This is a genomic window from Halarchaeum sp. CBA1220, from assembly GCF_003721175.2.
Lineage (GTDB): Archaea > Halobacteriota > Halobacteria > Halobacteriales > Halobacteriaceae > Halarchaeum > Halarchaeum grantii.
Genome location: NZ_CP054708.1, coordinates 261,204 through 281,714, shown reverse-complemented (window position 1 = coordinate 281,714; position 20,511 = coordinate 261,204). Strand labels below are relative to the sequence as shown.

Below are 20,511 nucleotides of genomic sequence, written 5' to 3'. Positions count from 1 at the left end.
GGTACTGCTCGCTTCCACACCAGTTATTAGGGTGGCCCGGAATTTTCCGCACGTACGATGACGTTCTACGGCGGCGACGAACTCGACAAGGTGTACGACGACGCGCTCGAGGAGGGCTTCGGCCTCGTCGCGAGCAACATCGCGGAGCCGAACGTGCTGATGGGCCTGCTGGAGGGCGCATCGCGCGTCGACTCCGACCTCCTCCTGCAGATGAGCGCGGGGGCGTGTCGCTTCGCCGGCGACGGCGACGAGGTCGCCGGCCTGCGCGCGATGGGGAACTACATCGAGGTGCTGGCCGAGCGCCACGACGTCGGCGTCTTCCTCAACATGGACCACCAGACGGACATGGAGTTCATCGAGGCGCAGATGGACCTCGACATCCCCTCCTCGATCATGATCGACGCGAGCCACGAGCCGTTCGAGGAGAACGTCGCGCGCTCGCGGCGGGTCGTCGAGATGGCCGAGGAGAAGGGCTCGGACGTCCTCGTGGAGGCCGAACTCGGCCAGATCAAGGGCGTCGAGGACGAGATCGAGGCCGAGGAGGCCTACTACACGGACCCCGAGCAGGCCGTCGAGTTCGTGGAGAAGACGGGCTGTGACCTGCTCGCCATCTCCGTGGGCACCCAGCACGGCGTCGCGAAGGGCCGGGACCTCGAACTGCGCCCGGACCTCGCGCGCGACATCCGCGACGCCCTCGACGAGCACGGTCTCGACACGCCGCTCGTCCTCCACGGCTCCTCCGGCCTTCAGCCCGCACAGGTCGAGGAGATGATGCAGTACGGCATCTGCAAGATGAACAAGGACACGCGCTACCAGTACGAGTACACGCGGACGGCCTTCGACCTCTACCGCGAGCACGGCGACGAAATCGTGCCGCCGGAGGGCGTCCCGGACAGCCGCGAGACGTTCTTCGAGGACACCGAGTGGTCGCCGAACAAGGACGTCTTCGACCCACGCGTCGCGGGTCGGGACATCCGCGAGCGCGTCGCGGACGTCCACGCGGAGCTCGCCGAACTCGCGGGGAGCGCCGGACAGAGCCGCTACGCGTAACGCACGCTCTCGAACTCCGTCTCCGCTCGCCCTCTCCCGCGTCTCCTTTCTCCCTCCTCCGTTCCTCCCTCTCACCCGCTATGCCCGCACGCGCCCCGCGTAGCGGCCGTGCCGCCGTTCGACGCGCTCCATCGCCACCACTAAGTAGTCGGTTGTAACACTAGGTTGTATGTCGTTCAGCGGATTCAGCGACGCGACGGAAGCGCAGGTCACGAACGCCATCGCCCGCTCGTGGGGCGACGAGTTCCTCGACTACACCGACACCGACGTCATCATCGTCGGCGGCGGGCCCTCCGGGCTGGTCGCCGCGAAGGAGCTCGCGGAGCGCGACGTCGACGTGATGGTCGTCGAGAAGAACAACTATCTGGGAGGTGGGTTCTGGCTCGGCGGCTTCCTCATGAACAAGCTCACCGTCCGCGAGCCCGCAGAGCGCGTGCTCGACGAACTCGGCGTCCCCTACGAGGAAGCCGAAGAGGCCGACGGCCTCCAGCTCGCGGACGGCCCGCACGCGTGTTCGGCGCTCATCCACGCCGCCTGCGACGCCGGTGCGAAGATACAGAACATGACCGAGTTCACCGACGTCGTCGTCCGCGAGGACCACGAGGTGGCGGGCATCGTGATGAACTGGTCGCCCGTCCACGCGCTCCCCCGGGAGCTGACGTGCGTCGACCCCATCGCCGTCGAGTCCGACCTCGTCATCGACGCGACGGGCCACGACGCCGTCGTCGTCTCCAAGCTCCAGGAGCGCGGCGTCGTCGATGCGCCCGGCATCGAGCACGTCGACGAGCACGAGGCCGGCATGGACTCCACCGAGGACGGCGAGTACGGCGCGCCCGGCCACGACTCCCCCGGCCACGACTCCATGTGGATCGCGGACTCCGAGGACAAGGTCGTCGAGTACACGGGCAAAATCCACGACGGCCTCCTCACGTGCGGGCTCTCGACGGCGACGACGCACGGCCTCACGCGCATGGGGCCGACGTTCGGCGCGATGCTCCTCTCCGGCAAGAGCGCCGCCCAAACCGCCATCGACGAACTCGGCGTTGACGCACCCGGCGTCGACCTCCCCGGCGCGACTCCCTCGCCCGCCGACGACTGAGAGTTAGTCCGTCCCGGTCTCCCTCAGCCCGCTCGCGGGGCGGCCGTCTGCCCGCCACCGCGCCTCGCCGTCCACGTCCAGTATCGACGTGCATTCGACGACGAACTCCGTGAGGTCGCGGGCGACCCGGCGGTCGAGCGAGATGACCGTCCCCCGCGTCCCGTCCTCCGGGAAGTGAACGATGACGCCGTTCTCGTGGACCTCCGTCGTGGCGCGCGCCTCACCGAGCGGTGGGTAGTCGTCCTCCCGGACGAGCGCCCGCGCGTCGGTGACGCGCTCGCGGACGGCGGGCAGCTCCTCGCGAAGCCGCCGGGTCGCCAGGTCCTCTCTGACGTGGACGACCTCCCACTCGTCCGCGTCGTAGTAGAACCCGACCCGGTAGGCGTCCCCCGCCCGTCCCGCCACGTGCTCGTGGAGCTTCCGGTGTCGCTCGTCGACCATACAGAACTGACGGTCTGCCGACGTATTTGGCTTTGGGGCGACCTCGGTCGCGCTCACGCCCCGAGCGCGTCCGCGACGTACCGGTCTGCGGCCTCGCGGGCGCGATGGAGCACCGCCGGGTCGTCGTGGAGGACGAAGCGCGTCCGCGCGCCGTCGACGAGCGTCATGAGCGTCTCGGCGGCGGACTCCGGGTCGACGCCCTCGTCGAAGACGCCGCGCTCGACGCCGTCCACGACCACCGTCCGCAGGAGGTAGCGGAGGTACTCGTCGTTGCGGACGAGCTGGTCGCGGACCCCCTCGTCGTAGGGCGCGACGGCGCGCAACTCAAGGAGCGCGACCGCCAGTTCGCGTTCGCTCGCGACTTCGACCAGCAGGGTATCGAGGAGGGCGTCGAGGCGCGCCGCCGGGGCGGTCGTCTCGACGCCGTGGACGCGCTCGACGAACCGGTCGAGGAGGTACTCGAGGAGCGCGACGAGCAGGTCGTCCTTCGTCTCGTAGTGGTAGTGGATGGCCGCCGTCGTCTTCCCGTACTCCGAGGCGATGGCGCGCATCGTCAACTCGGCGTAGCCGTGCTCGCGGAGCGCCTGATAGGTCGCCCGCATGATCGCGGCCTCGGCCTCGCTGCGCTTCTCGCGGGACGCGTCCGACATCACGCCACCCGCGAGTGCCCGGCGTGCCGGCTCACCGCGTCTCCCCCCGTGCGGTCGCGTCGAGGGCGTCCACGACGGCGTCCGCGATGGCGAACACGCCGCGACGAGCGGCCACCGGGACGTCCCGCTCGCCGGGCGTCGCGGCGACGCCCGCCTCCGCGCCGTAGAGGTCGCTCACGCCCGCCGTGACCGCGGCGAGCAGGCCGGTCGAGACGCCGTCCTCGTCGGCGCCGACGAGCGCCTCGAACGCCAGCGAGTGGAGGTAGTCGCCAACGAGGACGGCGTCCGTGCTCTCCGGCGCGCGCTCTGGGAGGCCGACCCAGCGGACGACCGTCCGGGCGTCGAGTAAGTCGACGGCGCTCGCGCCTGCGACGACGTCGCGGGCGTTCGGATGCGACGGTACGCGCGCGGCGCCTTCGAGGACGGCGCGCGTCGGGCGGCGCTCGGGGCGCGCGGCGAGCGCGGTGTCGACGACGCACGAGAGCGGCGTCTCCGCGCGGCGAAGCGACGCGAGGTACGCGTCGACGGCCGCCAGCGTGGCCGCGTCGTCCGTCGCGCACTCCCCCTCCGTCGCTGTGTCGCGTGCTCGTCCCATCGCGTAACTGACCGGTTAGTTCGCTCGGCTCCCACAAGTGGGTTTCGACCCCGGCATCGCGCGCTCGCCGGTCCGAGCGCGGTCGCGTGGCTGACCAGTTGCTTAACGGCGCCGTCGAAAAGAGCGAGACGCGAGCGGGACGCGGCGGAGCGCTACTCGTCGGCCTCAAGGCGGCCGTGGATGGCGTTCGCGAACGCGCCGGGGTGTTCGGCGTGCGGGACGAGCGCGGTCCGCGCGATCTCGACGAAGTCGGCCTCGACGGCTTCCGCGAGCTCGCGGCCCTCCGCGGGCGTCGTCGTCTCCGCGCCCGCGCCCCAGACGACCGTGAGCGGGCCGTCGAAGGCCGACAGCGCCTCCCGCAGGTCGAGGTCGACGTTGAGGTAGCCCCCAACGAACGCCGCGACGGCGTGCTTCGCGCCGCGCTGGTGGGCGCTGCGCCACTGGTAGTCGAGCCACTCCTCGTCGGCGTTCGAGACGTCGTAGTAGCCGTGGTCGGCGTTCGAGCGCCGGATGGAGTAGCGCGACGTGGCGAGGTCGACGAGGAGGTCGCCGACGAGCGGCGCGCGAGCGACGCCGCGCGCCCAGGGGTTCGGTCCCGGCATCGCGCCCGTCGACGGGCAGACGAGCACGAGCGCGCGCGGGTCGACGCCGTCGTGGTCGAGCGCGCCGGCGACGTACGCGCCCGCGAGGCTCGCGGCGATCACCGCCGGGTCGTCGTACTCCGCGAGGAACGCCGCGACGAACTCGGTGTAGAACTCGCCGTCGTAGTCGAGCGCCGGGCGGTCCGAGCAACCGAAGCCGGGGAAGTCGGGCGCGACGACGTGGTACTCCTCGGCGAGCGCGGCCCAGATCTCCCGGTACTCGCCGCTCGACCCGGCGGCGTTCACGCCGTGCAGGAGGACGACCGTCGGGTCCGAGGCGTCCCCGGACTCGGTGTACGCGACGTCGAGGCCGCGCCAGCGGAACGTCCCGCGCCGCCCCGGGAGCGGCGCGTCGAGGTCGCCGGCGTACGATTCGAGCGCGCGGTCCGCGAGCGCGGCGACGGACGCGGCGCCCGCCACCGCACCGACCGTCTTCAGGAGTCGCATACGCGGGTGTTCTCGCGCGAGCGACAAATACCCTCGAGGTCGCGTTCCGCTACCGGGACGGGCAACGCTCTTGGTGGTCGTCTGCGAGACGACACGCGTGAGCTACGACCTCCTCGATACGGACTCCGGAAACGCGGTGTACGTCGCGCTCGACCACGGCCTCGCGAGCGGCGCCATCGACGGTTTCGAGGACCCGACGGCCGTCCTCGACGACGTGCTCGCGGCGGACCCGGACGGCCTGCTCGTCGGGCCGCACTTCGCGCGACGCTACCGCGACCGCCTCGCGGACACGGACCTCGTCGTCACCGGCGACGTCGTCACCTTCTCGACGCGCCCCGGGGAGGACGAGGCCGCCGACGTCTGGACGGACGCCTTCGACGTCGACCTCCTCCTCGACCTCGACCCCGTCGGCGTGAAGGTCGTCCTCGTCTTCGGCCGCGAGGACCGCGCGGTGTTCCGGCGCAACATCGAGGCCGTCGCGCGACTCGCCGAGGAACTCCGGGGAACGGGCGTTCCGCTCGTCGTCGAACCCGTCATGTGGGGGTCGCGGGTGCCGTCCGCCGCCGAGACCGACCCGGACCTCGTCGCGAACGCCCTCCGGATGGGGTGGGAGTACGGCGCGGACGTCCTGAAGGCGCCCTACACGGGCGACGAAGCGCGATTCGGCGAGGTCGTCTCGAACGCGCCCGTGCCGGTGATGATGCTCGGCGGCCCGAAGACCGGGGGGACGCGCGGGACGCTCGAAGCCGTCTCGGAGGCGATGGACGCGGGCGCGCGCGGCCTCATGATGGGGCGCTCGGTCTGGCAGTCCGAGGACGTCACGCGGACGGTCGAGGCGCTGAACAGCATCGTCCACGACGGCGCGAGCGTCGCGGCCGTCTGGGACTGACCGGCTGGCGGGGGTGGGCCCGGGGGACGCCCGACGCCGTCGCGGTCCGCCCGCGAGCGCGCGTCGGGCGACACCGCTTAGTCCCACCCGGCCGACGCTCCGGGCATGGACTCGGACCGGTGGCTCTACTCGCTCTCGCTCTCCGCGGTCGCCTCCAGCGTCGCCGGCCTGCTCGTCCCGCTCTACATCGTCCAGCTCGGCGGCGGGTCGGCCGCGCTCGGGCTCTCCGCGTCGCTCTCCTCGCTCGTCGGCGCGCCCGGCGCGGTGCTCGCCGGCCGCTACGCCGACCGCACCGGGAACCGTCGCGGCGTCGTCCTCGTCGCGCTCGGCGCGGGCGCGGTCGCGCTCACGCTCCTCCCGTTCCTGAAGACGGTGCTCGCCGTCGTCGTCGTGAACGCCGTGCTCGCGTTCTCGCTCGCCGCCATCTCGCCCGTCGTCACGATGCTCGTCGTCGCGAACGCCGCCGAGTCGAACTGGAACAGCCGCATCGCCCGCTTGAACACGTTCCAGGGCTACGGCTCGACCGCCGGCCTCGTCATCGGCACCGTCTGGACGGTCGGCGTCGCAACCGTCCTCGCGACCGAAGTCGTCCAGGAGTCGCTGTTCGCGCTCGCGGCCGCGTTCGGCGTCGCCGCCGCCGTCCTCGGCGCGCGCTCGCTCCCCCGCGAGGCCGCCCTCGACGTCGGCCCGCGCCGCTCCAGTCGCGTCGCCACCATCCTCTCGCGGACCGCGCGCAACACGCAGGACGCGACGTTCTCCTTCGGGACGAACCGCGTCTTCTGGGCGTCGCGCGCGCTCTCGTTCGCGCGCCTGCGCCGCCTCCGAACCGAGCTGCCGCGCCCGCTCTGGCTCTACTTCCTCGCCGCGTTCTGCTTCTTCACCGGCTTCTCCGTCTTCTGGGCGCCGCTCCCGCTCTACCTCAAGTCCACGCTCGGCTTCGACTCCGGCGGCGTCTTCGCGCTCTACCTCGTGAACAACCTCGCCTCGGCGGTCTTCTTCGAGCGCGCGGGCGTCGTCAGCGGCCAGCGCGACATCCGGGTCGTGCAGGGCGGCGCGCTCGCGCTCCGCGCCGGCGCGTTCGTCGGCGTCGCCGGCCTCGGTCTCGTCGGCGGGAGCGCGCTCACCGGTGGCGGCCTCGGGCCGCTCGCCGCCGTCGGCGCGCTCCTCTTCGTCGTCGGCGTCTCGTGGGCGTTCATCGCCGTCACCGGCACCGCCATCGTCTCGCGCTTCGCGCCCGCGAACGCTCGCGGCGCCATCCTCGGGACGTACGCGGCGCTCTCCGCCGTCGCGGGCGCGGTCGGCGGGCTCCTCGGCGGATGGGTCGCGGCCTACCGCTTCGACGTGGCGTTCGTGCTCGCCGCCGCCCTCGTCGTCACCGGCGCCGCCGTCGTCTACGGCGCGAAGCGGCTCTCGGAGGCGACGGCGCCCCCGCCCGCGACACCGAGCACGCAGGCCTGACCCGGTCAGCCGCGAACGAACGGCGTGAGCGCGAGCGCGACGAGCGCACCGAGGAAGCCGACCGGACCGCGCGATGGGCCGGACCCCGACGGGATGGGTGTGGGCGCGGACGTCGGCGTACGCTCGGCGCCGCGCGACGTCACGGGCCGGTCGGCGCGGGAGTCGGTCGCGCTCGCCGCGTCGCTCTCACCGGACGCATCCGTCGTCGTCACCGTCCCCGGCGGGTCGCTCGTCGTGGTCGCGGTCGTCGTCGGCTCGGCAGTGGTGGTATCGGCCTCGTCGGCCTCGCCGCCGTCGTCGCCCTCGCCACCACCGCTACCGCCGTCGACGTAGACGACTTCGGTCTCGGTGTCCTCGCTCGCCCCGAGGACGGTGACGGTTCGCGTGTCGGTCGCTCGGTTCCCGGCGGCGTCGACGACGGTGAGCGTCGCGGCGTACGTGCCGGGGGCGTCGTACGTGTGCGTCGCCACCTCGCCGGTCGCCGTCGCGCCGTCGCCGAAGCGCCACGCGTAGCGGACGATGCGGCCGGCGTCGCGCGAGGCGTCACCGTCGAAGCCGACGAGGGTGTCGGCGTGCACCGTCACGTTCGGGCCGCCGTCCGCGACGGGGCGCGTGCCGTCGATTGCGAGCGAGCGCGTCGCCGCCGTCCCCGAGTGGTCGTACTCGTTCGTCGCGTTCACGACCAGCGTCACCGTCCCCGTCGTCGCGTTCGTCGTCACCGGAACCGTCGCCGCGTACGTGTCGTTCGCCGTCCGCGTGAGGGCGACGGTGCCCGCGCCGAACGCGGTGGCGTCCGCCGTCACCGAGCGGAGCGCGGACGCGTTCTCGACGGTAGCGGCCACGCGAACGCGCCCGTCGAGGCCGACAGGCGGACTGCCGTTGACGGCCGTGAGCGTCGCGTTCGACACCGACGGCTGTGAGGTCTCGACGCGCGTCGCGTCCGTCTGTCCGTCCGCACCGTCCGCGCCCCCGCCGTCCACGGCCGCGCGAAGCGTCGCCACGTAGTCGCCGTCGGCGTCGACGGTCGTCCGCGCGCGGTACTCGTACGGACCGTCACCGGACGCCTCGAAGTCGTCGCGCGTGAGGACCGCGTCGTCCGGCCCCGAAATCGTGGCGTTGATGCGCTCGAGGCGCTCGTCGCTCGTGAACGACACCGAGAGCGTGCGCGCAGACGGATTCGTGAGCGCGAAGTTCGAAACCGTCGGCGCGGGCCGGGGCGCCACCGTCGCGACGCCCACGCTGGCGGCCACCGGACGCGGCGCCCCGTCGGGGCCGCTCACCGCACCGGACGGCCCGCCGAGCGACGCGTACTGGAGGTGGAAGTCGTCGCTCCCGACGTAGAGGACGTCGGGGCTCCCGTCGCCCGTCCAGTCGCCGTGGCCGACCGGGGCCTTCGCGGGCGTCTGCTTCGCGTCCACCGGCGTCTTCGACCCGTCGGCGGCGAGCAGGCCGAGCGTTTGACTCCCCGTCACGTAGGGGACGCGCGGGACGCCGTCGCCGTCGAAGTCCGCCGGTGCGCCGACGCCGAGGCCGTAGTTCGATCCGAAGGAGGAGAACCCCGTCGTCTCCACCGTCGCGCCGTCGTAGTACTTCAGCGTGCTCGAACTCCCGAGGAAGAGCAGGTCGCGCGTCCCGTCGCCGTCGTAGTCGGCGACGCCGACGACGCCGTTCGTGGCGAGCGTGCCGCCGTCGGGGCCGGTGACCGCCGTCGGCGACGTCCCCGCCTGGACGCGGTAGAGTCGGCCGTCGCTCGCGCCCTCGTAGTAGACGCTCACGCGGCCGTCACCGTCCCAGTCACCGGTCGCGATGACGTCCTTTCCCGTGTCCGCGTCCGTGGTGAGCGTCCGGGTCGTCCCGTTCATGTCGACGATGCGGAGCGCGCCATCGGTGCTCACGTACGGCGCCTCAAGGCGGCCGTCACCGTCGAGGTCGGCGACGCGACCGACGTGCGATATCGACCCGGTGACGCCGAGCGACGCCGTGGTCCCGTCCGCGTAGAGGACGGTGAGCGTGCCGCCGTCGTCGGCGTAGGCGGCGACCGGCGTGGTCGAGGCGTCCGCCGCCGCACCGCCGACACCGACGCCGGCGGCGAGGAGGCTCACGACGACGAGGAGCGAGACGAGCAGTCGCGTCAGGCCGCGTGTCGGGAATGAGCGCGAGCGCATGGGGTTGGGGGGGACGGGGCGCTGGAAGACGTCGAGAGACGGGGTAGCCAGCCTGAAAAGCGCGATGGCCACCTCCCGGCAGTGAGCGTGCCGAAACCACCTTTTAGGCGCACGGAACCCCAAGGCCCGGGTATGTCTGCCGTCGATTCCTACCGGCCCGGCTCCTGCAACATCGGCGTCCAAGAGCGACGGCGCCGCTACGTCTACGCGGCGGCGGGGTTCGTCGTCGCCGCCGCGCTCGTCGCCGCCGTCGCCGTCGGCGCGCTCCCCGAAGCCCTCGTTCCGGCAGTTTTCGTTCCGCTCGCCGTCGGCATCGAGTGGCTGCTGCAGGCCTCGCGGTCCTTCTGCGTCGTCCTCGGGACGCTCGGCAAGTACAGCTTCGAAGCGGCCGGCGAAGTCGGCACCGTCGACGACCCCGACGCCCGCCGCGAGGACCGGAGCTCCGCCATCCGCATCACCGCGACGTCCGTCGTCGTCGCCGCCCTCCTCACCGCCGTCGCCTACGTCGCGGTCTGAGCCGCGAGCGGCCGTTATCTGTCCTCGCCGTCCTTCTCGCCCTCCTCGCGCTCGTCGACGGGCGCGTCGCCGCGCTCGCGCGCCCGCTCGAGGAACGACGCGGGGAGCGACTCGACCTCGCCGGCCTGCACCCGCCAGAGGTTCGCGTAGAGGCCGTCGCGCTCCAGTAGCTCATCGTGCGTGCCGCGCTCGCTGATTCGGCCGTCGTCCACCACGAGGATGGTGTCGGCGTGGCGCACCGTCGAGAGGCGGTGTGCGATGACGAACGTCGTCCGCCCCGCCGCGAAGTCGAGGAGCGAGCGCTGGATGAGCGCCTCCGTCTCCGTGTCCACCGCGCTCGTCGCCTCGTCCAGCACGAGCAGCGGCGGGTCCTTCAGGACGGCGCGCGCGATGGCGAGGCGCTGGCGCTGGCCGCCCGAGAGCTTCACCCCGCGCTCGCCCACCATCGTCTCGTAGCCGTTCGGCAGGCGCTCGACGAACTCGTGGGCCTGCGCGCGCCGCGTCGCCGCCTCCACCTCCGCGTCGCTCGCGTCGAAGCTCCCGTAGCGGACGTTCTCCGCCACCGTCCCGTAGAAGAGGAAGGGATCCTGCGAGACGTAGCCCACCGACTCGCGCAGACTCCGCAGCGTCGCCTCGCTGACGTCCGTCCCGTCGACGCGCACCGCGCCCGAGTCCGGGTCGTAGAGGCGCGGGAGGAGCTTCATCAGCGTGGATTTGCCCGCGCCCGTCGGCCCGACGACCCCGATGGTCTCGCCGCCCGCCGCCTCGAAGGAGACGTCGCGCAGGACGTCCTCGGTGGTCAGCGTCTCCTCGGGCGCCTCCGGGTCCGGCCGGCGATACGCGAACGAGACGTCGTCGAACTCGACGCGCCCCGCCGTGACGTCGAGGTCCTCCGCGTCCGGCGCGTCCGTTATCTCGCGCTCCTGCGTCCGGAGGCCGTAGACGCGCGTGCTCGCCGCCTTCGCGCGCTCGTAGTCGTCGACGATGCCGCCGAACTGGACGATGGGCCAGACGAACTGCTGGGCGTAGATGACGAACGTCACGAACGCGCCCGGCGTCAGCGTCCCCGTGAGGCCGAACGGCGCGCCGAAGAGCACCCAGTACGCGCCCGCGAGGAACGTCACCGCGAACCCGACGCCCGAGATGACGTTCAGGCCGGGGAAGAACGTGATGCGCGCGCGGATCGCCGCGAGGTTCGAGGCGAGGTAGGCGAGCGACGACGACGCGACGCGCCCGGATTCGTAGCGCTCTGCGCTCGACGTCTTCACCGTCTCGATGCCGCTCACCGTGTTCTCGAGGCGGGCGTTCAGGTCGCCGATCTCCTCGCGCACCGAGAGGTAGCGCGGCTCGATGACGCGCGCGAAGACGAGCGTGAACACCGCGAGGAAGGGGACCGGGAGGAGCGCGACGAGCGTCAGCGGCGCGTTCAGCGACACCATCACGACGCCGATGCCGCCGATGGTCGCGAGGATCCATAGCGACGAGGAGACGGCGTCCGCGAGGAACGTCTCGAGGGCGTTCACGTCGTTGTTCAGGACGCTCATCAGCTCGCCCGTCCGCCGGTTCGTGAAGAACGCGAGGTCGAGGTCCTGCAGGCGGTCGTAGGCCGCCACGCGGAGGCCGTGCTGGGTGCGCTGGGCGAAGACGCTCCACGCGTAGTCGTCGATCCACGAGAGCACCGCGCCCGCGAGCGTCGCCGCGAGCAACACGCCGACCGCGACCTCGACCTGCGCCCACCTCGCGTCCGCCGGCGGCAGCCACGCGTCGGGGACGAACGGGAGGCCGAACGGCCGCGTTCCGAGGAAGATGGAGTCGACCGCGAGGCCGACGACGTACGCGGGCACGAGGCCGAACAGCCGACCGACGACCGTCGCGACCGCGCCGCCCGCCGCCCACTCCCAGTTCCCGCCGCCGTGCTCGGCGTACAGCCGCCACATCGGGTTCCGCGGTGTCCCGCCGTCGCCCGCGTCGTCGTCCATTGCCGGTGAGTGGGTGCCGACCCGTATAACGCTCGGGAAGGCGGCGCCGACCGCACCACCCGACGGCGGTGTGCGAGGTCCGGCGGAGGCGGTGCGGTGGCCCGCACGCCTTTAGCGGTCCGGCACCTTGCGTCCGAGTGATGGCAGGGTGGGACCTCGATAGACTCGGACAGCGCCTCTACCGGTGGGCGGCGTTCACCGCCGACAGACGGATCCTCACGACGCTCGTCCTCCTCGTCGGCTTCGCCCTCTTCGGACCCGTCGCCGGCTTCGTCCTCCCCACCGCGAAGAACCCGCTCGCCGACTCCAGTCCCACCATCTCCCTCGTCTCCGCGCTCCTCAGCGGGACGTTCTTCCTCTTCAGCATCGTCGTCACCGTCAACACGCTCTTCGTCTCCCAACAACAGCATCCGCTCGGCCAGCAGTTCGGCCGCGTCCAGAGCGTCGTCGAGTACCGACGCCAGCTCGAGGACGTCGTCGACACCGAGCACGTCCCCGCCGAACCCGACGCGCTCCTCCGGCTCCTCTCCGGGAGCATTCTCCGGCGCGCCCAGTACGTCGAGGAGGAAATCGGCGCCGCCGACTTCGAGCTGCGCGAGGACCTCGACGGCTACGTCGAAACGCTCGCCGAGGAGACCGGCGAGATGAACCGCGGCCTCGAAGACGCCGAAACCACCCTCGACGTCGTCCTCGCGACCATGGACTACGACCACGACAAACAGATCCACGACCTCCGCGCGATCCGCGTCGCCCACGCCGACGACCTCGACGCCCAGACTGCAGAACGCATCGACGAGATGCTTCGCCTCCTCCAGTACGCCGCCACCGCCCGCGAGTACTTCAAGACGCTCTACACGCGCGAGGACCTCGCCGCACTCTCGCGCGACCTCGTCCTCACCGCCGTCCCCACCGCCGCCATCGTCGCCGCGTTCATGCACTTCCTCAACGACCTCCCCGACAGCAACCTCCTCGTCGTCGGCGTCGAGGCCGTCGCCTTCGCGCCGTTCGTCCTCGTCGGCGCCTACGTCTTACGCGTCACCCTCGTCAACAGCGCGCAACCCGCCGCCGGCCAGTTCGTCGTCGGCGACGACCGCGGAGATATCGAAGGCATACCGGACGGGGACTAGAGAAAGGGGTTACGTCGTCTTCGCCGTGTCCGTCGAGGCACCGTCGGGTTCGACGTCGAGTTTGTCGTCGTCGTCCTCGAACGTCGCGCCGTCCACGATGACGGAGTAGTCCGAGTCGACCGTAGCGGTGAGGTCGTTGTTCCACGCGTTCTTGCCGTCCTTCTTCAGCGAGGACAGCGTCGTGTCGGTGAGGTCAAGATCTCCACCAGTGGCCTCCAAAACGATGTCCGTTCCACCCTTCCGTACTGTGACGGTCGAGTCGACAAGATCGAGGTGTCCGTCATTGGCGGTGATAGTGATCGCTCCGTCAGCGGAGAGGGTTGTTCCGCTCGACGAAACACGTCCACCGGTGAATACGACATCGGATCCGCTCTTCTCATCAGTTACCGTCGCGCCGTCGAGCCAGAGGGTATCGCTGTTTGCGTTCAACTCGATGTTCGAGGTATCGCCCGAGATCGGGTGCGTGATGTTTCCTGCGAGGTAGAGACCGTCAGCAGAGAGCGTCGTCCCCTTCGAGGCCGTGACTGAGACGCTCTCGGGAATAACGAGCCTCCCCTTTTTGGTGCTGAAATCCTTCTCTAGCTGCTTTGTCTTCACCTTTTTCTCGTGCTTCACACTCGGATTGTACTTCCAGTCACCGTTGGCGTCGATGTACGCGAAGCCGGGGTCCTCGACGGCGTCAGGAGACCCAGTATCACCTGTGTTGCACGTCCCACTGGGCACCGCGTCGGTATCGACGTCGTCGTCACCGGCGGGTTCGCTACCGTCCGCGACGTCGGTCACGTTCCGGTGGCCGAGCACCGCTCCATCGGACGCGTATGCGGTGGCGTTGATCGCGAGCGTGTCGTCTTCCATGTGTTTGTTCACGTAGCACGCGCCGCCGCTGGCGCCGTCGATGGTGACGCGGCCCGTGTTGTGCGGGGCGTTCCCGTTCGCGTCGAGGTTCGTGAACTCGACGGTGATGTTGTCAACATCGCTTGGGCTGTTTGCGGTAGCCTCGATCCAGTAGATAGCGTGCCCGGAGTTACCCGGTCCGTTGTTCGTGCGGTCGCTGACGTTCACGAGGAGCGTCGCGTCGCCACCGCCGTCGTCCGCCACGGGTGCCGTCGTGTTCGTGAAGCGCTCGACGTCGAGAACGTCGTTCTTCGGCGTGTAGACGATGTAGACCTTCTCGAGATGGCCGTCGAGGGCGTCGCTGTAGTCGTAATGCCACGTGGTGGCGGGGTCGAAGTCGCCGCCGCCGTCGATGGTTCCGTCGGTGAAGGGGACGCGGACGCTGTCGTTCTCGGACTTGAGGACGGCTTCGAGCGTGTCGGGATCGAAGCTGTCGCCGCCGAGATGGACGACGTCGACCGTCGTGTCGTTCGCGCTGACGTCGACCTGCCCGACGGTGTGGCCGGCGGCCGTCCCGTCGAGCGAGTGGTCGATGTAGGCGGCGCCGCTGGCCGTCACCGTAATCGCGACGATACCCGTCAGTAGGAGCGTGGCGAGTACGCTGCTCGCTCCACGTGAGTCGGTGCTGGTTCCCATGGTAGGTTCCGGACCCCGGCGTCCCCCGGATTCATCACTAGTTTGTAATGTGGTGGCATAAGGGTTTCCTCCGGCCGCGCCGAGTTCGTCCCGAACGCGACTCTCGACTCGTCTGCGACACGAGCGAGTGCGTCCCGGTCGTCGGCACTCCGTGGTCGCTCGGGGAGTGGGCGGTGAATCGCCGGACTGCGGTTCGGGCGGCGTCGCGCGACCCGCGCGGCCGGTGGAGTATAAGTCGTCGGCGGGCGTAGTCGTGCGCGTGAGCTACACGATTGACGCGCGAGTCGATGGGTCGTTCGAGGACGTCGTCGCGACGACCGAAGAGGAACTCGCGGAGGAGGGGTTCGGCGTCCTCTGCGACGTGGACGTGCAGGCGACGATGAAGGAGAAACTCGACGCGGAGGTCCGCGACTACCGCATCCTCGGCGCGTGCAACCCGCCGCTGGCGCACGACGCCCTCGAGGCCGAACCCGGTATCGGCGCGCTCCTCCCGTGCAACGTCGTGGTCTACGCGGACGACGGCGGCGTCGCCGTGCGCGCCGTGGACCCGGAACGCCTCCTCGGCATCGTCGAGAACGACGACGTCGCGGAGGTCGCCACGGACGTCCGCGAGCGACTCGTGCGCGTGGTCGAGTCCGTCGAAGCGTCGTTCTGACGTATCGAATGGCGGACGTGACGGCCGACTAACGCGTGGCCGTCCCCTTTTTGCTCGCGGGCGCCGACGCTTCGCGGTGTGTCGCTTCTCTCGTGGGCCGTGCGTTTCGTCGCGGCGGCCGTCGTCTGGTGTAGTCTCCTCGCCGCCGCCGTCGCGGTCACGCTCGGCGGCGTCCTCGGCGTCCACCCGGGGCCGTACGAGGGTGGCGCGCTCGTGCTCGCGTGCCTCCTGCTCGCCGCGCTCGCGAGCTACGTCGCCGTGACCGGCGTGCCGACGCGCGCGGCGGACGCTTAGCCGTCCACGGGCGGATGGACGAACACCGCCTCGCCGATGACGGCCAGACACCCGAGACAGCCGACGGCGAGCGTCGGCATCGCGGCGAGCGGCGAGAGGAGCGCCGCACAGACTGCCGCGACGAGGAGGGCGGCGATAGCTCCGAGGACGGCGTCCGGGCGACCGAATCGGGTCGTGAGCGTTCGCTCCGTGGCGTCTGTCTCGGGCATGGAGTGAGGTGGTGAGTGAGTGCTCGCCGGACGTTACATGTAGCCGAGGTCGCGGAGGCGCTCCATGAGGTCCTCCTTGTCCTGGGCGCGGCCGGCGCGTTCGGTGGTGTTGTCGAGGTCCTGGAGCCACGCAGGCTCGTCGTCGGCCTTGTCAGTGCTCACTTCGCTGCCGAGCGAGCGGAAGCCCTTGAAGTACTTCGGGCTGACGGGGATGTCCTCGTGGGTGATGCCCTCCGGGAGGTCGTCGTAGGCCTGCGGGACGTAGCCCTCGTCGGGGTAGCCCGAGACGCTCTCGGGGACGACGTAGTGCCAGAAGGCGTCCCAGACGGCGGCCTCGTCGAACTGGAGGATCGGCTGGATGCGGTCGTGGGGCGGGTAGATGTCGGGGTCGTGGCGCGGGCTGAAGAACGTCTCGTCGGCGCGCGCTTCCTGTTCGTCCCAGCGGATCCCGCTAAAGATGCCGTCGACGTCGTACTCCTCGAGGGCGTCGTTGAGCGCGACCGTCTTCAGGAGGTGGTTGCCGACGTAGGTGTCCAGCAGGAAGGGGAAGGTGTCGTCCTCGTACTCGAGGATGTCCCGAACGTGATGCTGGTTGTGCTCGGAGAGCGCGGAGATGTCGATGTCGTCGCCGGGGTCGAGGTCGTTTGCCTCGACGTAGTCACCGACGTCCTCGTTGCGGGCGTAGATGAGCTCGAACTCCCACTCGTCGGCCCAGCGCTCGGCGAAGTCCAGCAGGTCATCGAAGTGCTGGTAGTGGTCGATGAAGATGGCGGGCGGCATCTCGTAGCCGTACTCCTCGGCGACCTCCTTCACGAAGTAGAGAGTGAGCGTGGAGTCTTTCCCCCCGGTCCACATGATGGCGGGGTTCTCGTACTCCTCGAGGCCCGTCTGCACGACGTCGACGGCCTTCTCTATCTTGTCTTCGAGGTTCGGGTAGTCGGCTGGGTCTTCGCCCTCGCCGTCGCTGTAGTCGACGTCGAGGTAGTCGGGGAAGTCCGCTGGCATCGTTCTACCCGGCTCTTACCCCCCCGACACGTGAAGGATTGCGTGTGCGGTCAGGGTTCTCCGCGGCACCGAAGATCCGGCGGATATTGACGGGAATCGCCGACGGACCTCTCGGACACGAGACGGGCGCGTGAGTGACGTGACAGCGGCGATATCTCGCGCTTCGTCGCTCGAAACCACTCGATAGCTGTCACACGTACGGACACGGACGCCGGGAAACGGCCGCTCGGCGGCCATCGACGGGGGGAAGAACAAAGGCGACCGGCGGCGCACCTAGGTGCATGTCGACTGGGACAGTCCTCTACGTCGACGACGACCGCGACTTCGCGGAACTCGTCGAACTCCGACTCTCGCGAGATATCGACTACGCCGTCGAGAGCGTTCGGACGGCCGACGCCGCGCTCGAACGCCTCGAGGACGGCGACGTCGTCTGTCTCGTCCTCGACTATCGGCTCCCGGGGACGAGCGGCCCCGAGATACTGGCGGAGGTCACGGAGCGCCATCCGCGCCTCCCGGTCGTCTTCTTCACGGGGATGGACGACCCGGAGACGGCCTCGGAGATGCGCGAGGCGGGCGCGGCGGCGTTCGTCCAGAAGGACGTGGGGAGCTTCGGCACGCTCGCGGACGCGATCCGCGAGGCGGTCGCGTAGCCGCTCGCCGGCGCGTCGGGGCGACGGCGACGGCACGAGCGCGGGCCTCGCGGTCGGCCTGACTACAACATTCATTTAGTCGGGCGCCGACAGTCGGGTAGAGCGCCGGCGGAGGCCGGCATCCACACCCACAATGCCACGTGACGACACCACCGATGGTCGTTCGCGGTCGGGTCACCGCGAGCACGACGCCGCGATGGCCGACCTCTCCGGGTTCCAGCGCGACATCCTCTGGGTCCTCTACGAGCGCGAACCGTGCAACGGCCTCGCGACGGAGGACGCGCTGGAGTCGTACTACGGGACGACGGTCAACCACAGTCACGTCTACACGAACCTCGACCAGCTCACGGAGGCCGGGTTCATCGACAAGCGCCCCGGTGAGGGACGGGCGAACGAGTACCGGCTCACCGAGTTCGCGCGGCGGGCGCTGGAACGCCGCCGAGAGTGGCTGAACGACCGTCGCTCGACGTAATTCAACTCTGTTTGTAGTACTGAAAGGCCACTTGCAAACCTTTATTCGCACCCGGATACACAGGGTGTAGTACCGCCGGAGACGGCCGCAGGGCACTACGACGGCCGTTTTCGCGGATAGAGACATCACCGCACGACCGACAGAACACACCACCAGTGGCGACGCTGTCGGTCGGCGGCGACTATCCACCATGAGTCAGACACAGACCCAGACACGAGAGACCGTACGCGACGTCCTCGAGCGCGCCCGCGAGGGCCACGCGGACGTCGTCACCGACGACACGCTCACAGACCTCGTTGATGAGGCCGCCCACGCCCTCTACGAGGGGGCCTCCACCGAGGAGGTCTACGAGGCCGCAATCGACACCCTCACCGCGCGCGTCGAGCGCGACCCCGTCTACAAGCGCGTCGCCGCCGACGTCTTCCTGCAGAAGTACTTCCGCGAGGTGGCCGGCGAGGACGCCACCGGCTACGAGCGCGACCGGACGTATCGCGCCACCTTCCGCGAGAACATCGCGGAGATGGTCGAACGCGACATCCTCGACGACCGCATGGTCGAGCGCTTCGACCTCGACCGCCTCGCCGACTCCCTCGAACCCGGACGCGACGGCAACTTCGAGTACATGGCGCTCGACACGCTCTACCAGCGCTACTTCCTGAAGACCGCCGACGACGAGCGCATGGAGCTCCCGCAGGCCTTCTGGATGCGCGTCGCGATGGGCCTCGCGCTCGAGGAGGACGACCCGAACGCGCGCGCCGAGGAGTTCTACGACGTCCTCTCGAAGCTCGAGTTCACGCCCTCCTCGCCGACGCTCTTCCACGCGGGCACCACCCACCCGCAGCTCTCCTCCTGCTACCTCACGACCGTCCCGGACGACCTCGAGGGCATCTTCGACGCGTACAAGGAGCACGCGACGCTCTCGAAGTGGTCCGGGGGGCTGGGCAACGACTGGACGAACGTCCGCGCCGCCGGCGCGCGCATCTCCTCGACGGGCGTCGAGTCCACGGGCACGGTCCCGTTCCTCCGCATCTCGAACGACGTCACGGGCGCCATCAACCGCTCGGGGAAGCGGCGCGGCGCCGCCGCCGCCTACCTCGCGGCGTGGCACGCCGACTACCCGGACTTCCTCGACCTGAAGCGAAATACGGGCGACGAGCGCCGGCGCACCCCCGACATGAACACGGCGGCGTGGGTGCCCGACCTCTTCATGGAGCGCGTCCAGAACGACGAGGAGTGGACGCTCTTCAGCCCCGACGAGGTCCCCGAGCTCCACGAGACCTACGGCGAGGAGTTCCGCGAGCGCTACGAGGCCTACGAGGAGGCCGCCCGCGAGGGCGAGATCGACGAGTACGAGGTCGTGGACGCCGCCGACCTCTGGCGCAAGACCCTCACGCGCCTCTTCGAGACCGGCCACCCGTGGATCACGTTCAAGGACCCCTGTAACGTCCGCTCGCCCCAGGACCACGCGGGGACGATCCACTCCTCGAACCTCTGCACGGAGATCACGCTGAACACGAGCGATGAGGAGACGGCGGTCTGCAACCTCGGGAGCGTCAACTACGAGACGCACGTCGAGAACGCGGAGCTCGACCGCGAGCGCCTCGGCGACACCATCGAGACGGCGATGCGGATGCTCGACAACGTCGTCGACCTCTGCTTCTACCCGACGGAGAAGGCCGAGCGCTCGAACATGCGCCATCGCCCCATCGGCCTCGGGACGATGGGCTTCCACGCCGCGCTCATGGAGTGCGGGATCCCGATGAACTCCTCGGAGGCCATCGAGAAGGCGAACCGCTGGCAGGAGCTCGTCTCCTACCACGCGATCCTCGAGTCCTCGCGGCTCGCGAAGGAGCGCGGCACCTACGACTCCTACGAGGGGTCGAAGTGGGACCGGGGCGTCTTCCCGCAGGACACCGTGGACCGCCTCGAGGAGGAGCGCGGCCGCGAAATCCCCACGGACAGGGAGGAGACGCTCGACTGGTTCGTCGTCCGCGAGCACGTCGACGAGCACGGGATGCGCAACTCGAACACGATGGCCATCGCGCCGACGGCGACCATCTCGACCATCAACGGCACGACGCCGTCCATCGAGCCCATCTACTCGAACCTCTACGTGAAGTCGAACATGAGCGGCGACTTCACCGTCATCAACGACCGCCTCGTCGAGGACCTGAAGGAGCTCGACCTGTGGAGCGAGGAGACGCGCGACCGCATCAAGTTCCACGACGGCTCCATTCAGGAGCTCGAGGCGGTGCCCGAGGACCTGAAGGAGCTCTATCGCGGCGCCTTCGAGATCGACCCGCGCCACCAGCTCGACCTCACCGCCCACCGGGGGACGTGGATCGACCAATCGGTTTCGCACAACGTCTTCTTCCCGAGCACGGACGGGAGCCTGCTCGACGACGTCTACACGCGCGCGTGGGAGATGGGCGTGAAGACGACCTACTACCTGCGGACGCTCGGCGCCTCCCAGATCGAGAAGTCCACGCTCGACATGGACGAGTACGGGAAGACCCAGCACCGCGACGACGACGCGGCGGCCGCGACGGACGGCGGAGAACCCGCCGACGACGACACGGAGCTCTGCGCGGTCGAAGACCCGACCTGCGACGCCTGCCAATAACACTCACTATACCGCT

20 protein-coding genes are annotated in these 20,511 nt (G+C 70.0%); 11 read left to right on the top strand and 9 right to left on the bottom strand.

The genetic code is table 11. The features are described from left to right. The first annotated feature begins 57 nt into the window (after positions 1 to 57). Both fba and EFA46_RS11875 read left to right on the top strand, forming a co-directional pair. Complete coding sequence (gene fba / locus EFA46_RS11880) at positions 58 to 1,050, top strand: class II fructose-bisphosphate aldolase (protein WP_123077720.1); 993 nt, start codon at positions 58 to 60, stop codon at positions 1,048 to 1,050. 169 nt (positions 1,051 to 1,219) lie between these two features. Next, complete coding sequence (locus EFA46_RS11875) at positions 1,220 to 2,149, top strand: sulfide-dependent adenosine diphosphate thiazole synthase (RefSeq protein ID WP_123077718.1); 930 nt, start codon at positions 1,220 to 1,222, stop codon at positions 2,147 to 2,149. Positions 2,150 to 2,152: 3 nt separating this feature from the next. On the opposite strand, the gene EFA46_RS11870 is transcribed toward EFA46_RS11875, so the two are convergent. From EFA46_RS11870 to EFA46_RS11855, 4 genes are all read right to left on the bottom strand, one after another. Then, positions 2,153 to 2,590 (bottom strand): hypothetical protein, encoded by a 438-nt coding sequence (locus EFA46_RS11870; protein WP_123077716.1) that lies wholly within the window; start codon positions 2,588 to 2,590, stop codon positions 2,153 to 2,155. A 53-nt stretch (positions 2,591 to 2,643) separates the two neighbouring features. Further along, the gene (locus tag EFA46_RS11865) at positions 2,644 to 3,240 is read right to left on the bottom strand and encodes a TetR/AcrR family transcriptional regulator (protein WP_255494124.1); all 597 of its coding nucleotides are present in this window, start codon (positions 3,238 to 3,240) and stop codon (positions 2,644 to 2,646) included. Between the two features lie 31 nt (positions 3,241 to 3,271). Further along, positions 3,272 to 3,835 (bottom strand): hypothetical protein, encoded by a 564-nt coding sequence (locus EFA46_RS11860; RefSeq protein ID WP_123077714.1) that lies wholly within the window; start codon positions 3,833 to 3,835, stop codon positions 3,272 to 3,274. Between the two features lie 152 nt (positions 3,836 to 3,987). Continuing rightward, positions 3,988 to 4,923: an alpha/beta fold hydrolase gene (locus EFA46_RS11855; protein WP_123077712.1), complete on the bottom strand. Its 936-nt coding sequence runs from the start codon at positions 4,921 to 4,923 to the stop codon at positions 3,988 to 3,990. 97 nt (positions 4,924 to 5,020) lie between these two features. Between EFA46_RS11855 and EFA46_RS11850 the strand changes: the two genes are divergently transcribed. Together EFA46_RS11850 and EFA46_RS11845 are read left to right on the top strand one after the other, a co-directional pair. Next, positions 5,021 to 5,812 (top strand): class I fructose-bisphosphate aldolase, encoded by a 792-nt coding sequence (locus tag EFA46_RS11850; protein WP_123078418.1) that lies wholly within the window; start codon positions 5,021 to 5,023, stop codon positions 5,810 to 5,812. Between the two features lie 105 nt (positions 5,813 to 5,917). Further along, the gene (locus EFA46_RS11845; RefSeq protein ID WP_123077710.1) at positions 5,918 to 7,270 is read left to right on the top strand and encodes an MFS transporter; all 1,353 of its coding nucleotides are present in this window, start codon (positions 5,918 to 5,920) and stop codon (positions 7,268 to 7,270) included. A gap of 5 nt (positions 7,271 to 7,275) precedes the next feature. Here EFA46_RS11845 and EFA46_RS11840 read toward each other — a convergent pair whose 3' ends face one another. After that, positions 7,276 to 9,435 (bottom strand): PKD domain-containing protein, encoded by a 2,160-nt coding sequence (locus EFA46_RS11840; RefSeq protein ID WP_123077708.1) that lies wholly within the window; start codon positions 9,433 to 9,435, stop codon positions 7,276 to 7,278. A 132-nt stretch (positions 9,436 to 9,567) separates the two neighbouring features. Between EFA46_RS11840 and EFA46_RS11835 the strand changes: the two genes are divergently transcribed. Beyond that, positions 9,568 to 9,951 (top strand): hypothetical protein, encoded by a 384-nt coding sequence (locus tag EFA46_RS11835; RefSeq protein WP_123077706.1) that lies wholly within the window; start codon positions 9,568 to 9,570, stop codon positions 9,949 to 9,951. A gap of 14 nt (positions 9,952 to 9,965) precedes the next feature. Here the strand turns inward: EFA46_RS11835 and EFA46_RS11830 are convergent, their stop codons facing one another. After that, a complete protein-coding gene (locus EFA46_RS11830) occupies positions 9,966 to 11,930 on the bottom strand; it encodes an ABC transporter ATP-binding protein (protein ID WP_255494123.1) in 1,965 nt (654 codons plus the stop codon). Positions 11,931 to 12,070: 140 nt separating this feature from the next. On the opposite strand from EFA46_RS11830, the gene EFA46_RS11825 reads away from it, so the two are divergent. Beyond that, complete coding sequence (locus tag EFA46_RS11825; RefSeq protein WP_123077704.1) at positions 12,071 to 13,057, top strand: hypothetical protein; 987 nt, start codon at positions 12,071 to 12,073, stop codon at positions 13,055 to 13,057. 9 nt (positions 13,058 to 13,066) lie between these two features. Here EFA46_RS11825 and EFA46_RS11820 read toward each other — a convergent pair whose 3' ends face one another. Then, the gene (locus EFA46_RS11820; protein WP_123077702.1) at positions 13,067 to 14,587 is read right to left on the bottom strand and encodes a hypothetical protein; all 1,521 of its coding nucleotides are present in this window, start codon (positions 14,585 to 14,587) and stop codon (positions 13,067 to 13,069) included. Between the two features lie 259 nt (positions 14,588 to 14,846). On the opposite strand from EFA46_RS11820, the gene EFA46_RS11815 reads away from it, so the two are divergent. Both EFA46_RS11815 and EFA46_RS11810 read left to right on the top strand, forming a co-directional pair. Beyond that, positions 14,847 to 15,242: a DUF302 domain-containing protein gene (locus EFA46_RS11815; protein ID WP_123077700.1), complete on the top strand. Its 396-nt coding sequence runs from the start codon at positions 14,847 to 14,849 to the stop codon at positions 15,240 to 15,242. A 78-nt stretch (positions 15,243 to 15,320) separates the two neighbouring features. Next, complete coding sequence (locus tag EFA46_RS11810; protein WP_123077698.1) at positions 15,321 to 15,536, top strand: hypothetical protein; 216 nt, start codon at positions 15,321 to 15,323, stop codon at positions 15,534 to 15,536. Here EFA46_RS11810 and EFA46_RS11805 read toward each other — a convergent pair. Both EFA46_RS11805 and EFA46_RS11800 read right to left on the bottom strand, forming a co-directional pair. Then, positions 15,533 to 15,745: a hypothetical protein gene (locus EFA46_RS11805; RefSeq protein WP_123077696.1), complete on the bottom strand. Its 213-nt coding sequence runs from the start codon at positions 15,743 to 15,745 to the stop codon at positions 15,533 to 15,535. The genes EFA46_RS11810 and EFA46_RS11805 overlap by 4 nt on opposite strands. Positions 15,746 to 15,778: 33 nt before the next feature. Then, positions 15,779 to 16,750 (bottom strand): phosphoadenosine phosphosulfate reductase family protein, encoded by a 972-nt coding sequence (locus EFA46_RS11800; RefSeq protein WP_123077694.1) that lies wholly within the window; start codon positions 16,748 to 16,750, stop codon positions 15,779 to 15,781. Positions 16,751 to 17,031: 281 nt separating this feature from the next. On the opposite strand from EFA46_RS11800, the gene EFA46_RS11795 reads away from it, so the two are divergent. The 3 genes from EFA46_RS11795 (at position 17,032) to EFA46_RS11785 (ending at position 20,495) form a co-directional block, all read left to right on the top strand. After that, entirely contained in the window at positions 17,032 to 17,400 is a 369-nt protein-coding gene (locus EFA46_RS11795; RefSeq protein WP_123077692.1) for a response regulator, read from the top strand. A gap of 133 nt (positions 17,401 to 17,533) precedes the next feature. Continuing rightward, complete coding sequence (locus EFA46_RS11790) at positions 17,534 to 17,872, top strand: helix-turn-helix transcriptional regulator (protein WP_255494122.1); 339 nt, start codon at positions 17,534 to 17,536, stop codon at positions 17,870 to 17,872. Positions 17,873 to 18,062: 190 nt separating this feature from the next. Continuing rightward, positions 18,063 to 20,495, top strand: coding sequence for a ribonucleoside-diphosphate reductase subunit alpha (locus EFA46_RS11785; RefSeq protein WP_123077688.1), 2,433 nt, complete (start codon positions 18,063 to 18,065; stop codon positions 20,493 to 20,495). Positions 20,496 to 20,511 lie beyond the last annotated feature (16 nt).

What these genes read in the sequence shown, in the direction of transcription:
- fba (WP_123077720.1), top strand. Translation starts at nt 58, where the DNA reads ATGACGTTCTACGGCGGCGACGAACTCGACAAGGTGTACGACGACGCG.
- EFA46_RS11875 (WP_123077718.1), top strand. Translation starts at nt 1,220, where the DNA reads ATGTCGTTCAGCGGATTCAGCGACGCGACGGAAGCGCAGGTCACGAAC.
- EFA46_RS11870 (WP_123077716.1), bottom strand. Translation starts at nt 2,590, where the DNA reads ATGGTCGACGAGCGACACCGGAAGCTCCACGAGCACGTGGCGGGACGG.
- EFA46_RS11865 (WP_255494124.1), bottom strand. Translation starts at nt 3,240, where the DNA reads ATGTCGGACGCGTCCCGCGAGAAGCGCAGCGAGGCCGAGGCCGCGATC.
- EFA46_RS11860 (WP_123077714.1), bottom strand. Translation starts at nt 3,835, where the DNA reads ATGGGACGAGCACGCGACACAGCGACGGAGGGGGAGTGCGCGACGGAC.
- EFA46_RS11855 (WP_123077712.1), bottom strand. Translation starts at nt 4,923, where the DNA reads ATGCGACTCCTGAAGACGGTCGGTGCGGTGGCGGGCGCCGCGTCCGTC.
- EFA46_RS11845 (WP_123077710.1), top strand. Translation starts at nt 5,918, where the DNA reads ATGGACTCGGACCGGTGGCTCTACTCGCTCTCGCTCTCCGCGGTCGCC.
- EFA46_RS11840 (WP_123077708.1), bottom strand. Translation starts at nt 9,435, where the DNA reads ATGCGCTCGCGCTCATTCCCGACACGCGGCCTGACGCGACTGCTCGTC.
- EFA46_RS11835 (WP_123077706.1), top strand. Translation starts at nt 9,568, where the DNA reads ATGTCTGCCGTCGATTCCTACCGGCCCGGCTCCTGCAACATCGGCGTC.
- EFA46_RS11830 (WP_255494123.1), bottom strand. Translation starts at nt 11,930, where the DNA reads ATGGACGACGACGCGGGCGACGGCGGGACACCGCGGAACCCGATGTGG.
- EFA46_RS11825 (WP_123077704.1), top strand. Translation starts at nt 12,071, where the DNA reads ATGGCAGGGTGGGACCTCGATAGACTCGGACAGCGCCTCTACCGGTGG.
- EFA46_RS11820 (WP_123077702.1), bottom strand. Translation starts at nt 14,587, where the DNA reads ATGGGAACCAGCACCGACTCACGTGGAGCGAGCAGCGTACTCGCCACG.
- EFA46_RS11805 (WP_123077696.1), bottom strand. Translation starts at nt 15,745, where the DNA reads ATGCCCGAGACAGACGCCACGGAGCGAACGCTCACGACCCGATTCGGT.
- EFA46_RS11800 (WP_123077694.1), bottom strand. Translation starts at nt 16,750, where the DNA reads ATGCCAGCGGACTTCCCCGACTACCTCGACGTCGACTACAGCGACGGC.
- EFA46_RS11795 (WP_123077692.1), top strand. Translation starts at nt 17,032, where the DNA reads ATGTCGACTGGGACAGTCCTCTACGTCGACGACGACCGCGACTTCGCG.
- EFA46_RS11790 (WP_255494122.1), top strand. Translation starts at nt 17,534, where the DNA reads ATGCCACGTGACGACACCACCGATGGTCGTTCGCGGTCGGGTCACCGC.
- EFA46_RS11785 (WP_123077688.1), top strand. Translation starts at nt 18,063, where the DNA reads ATGAGTCAGACACAGACCCAGACACGAGAGACCGTACGCGACGTCCTC.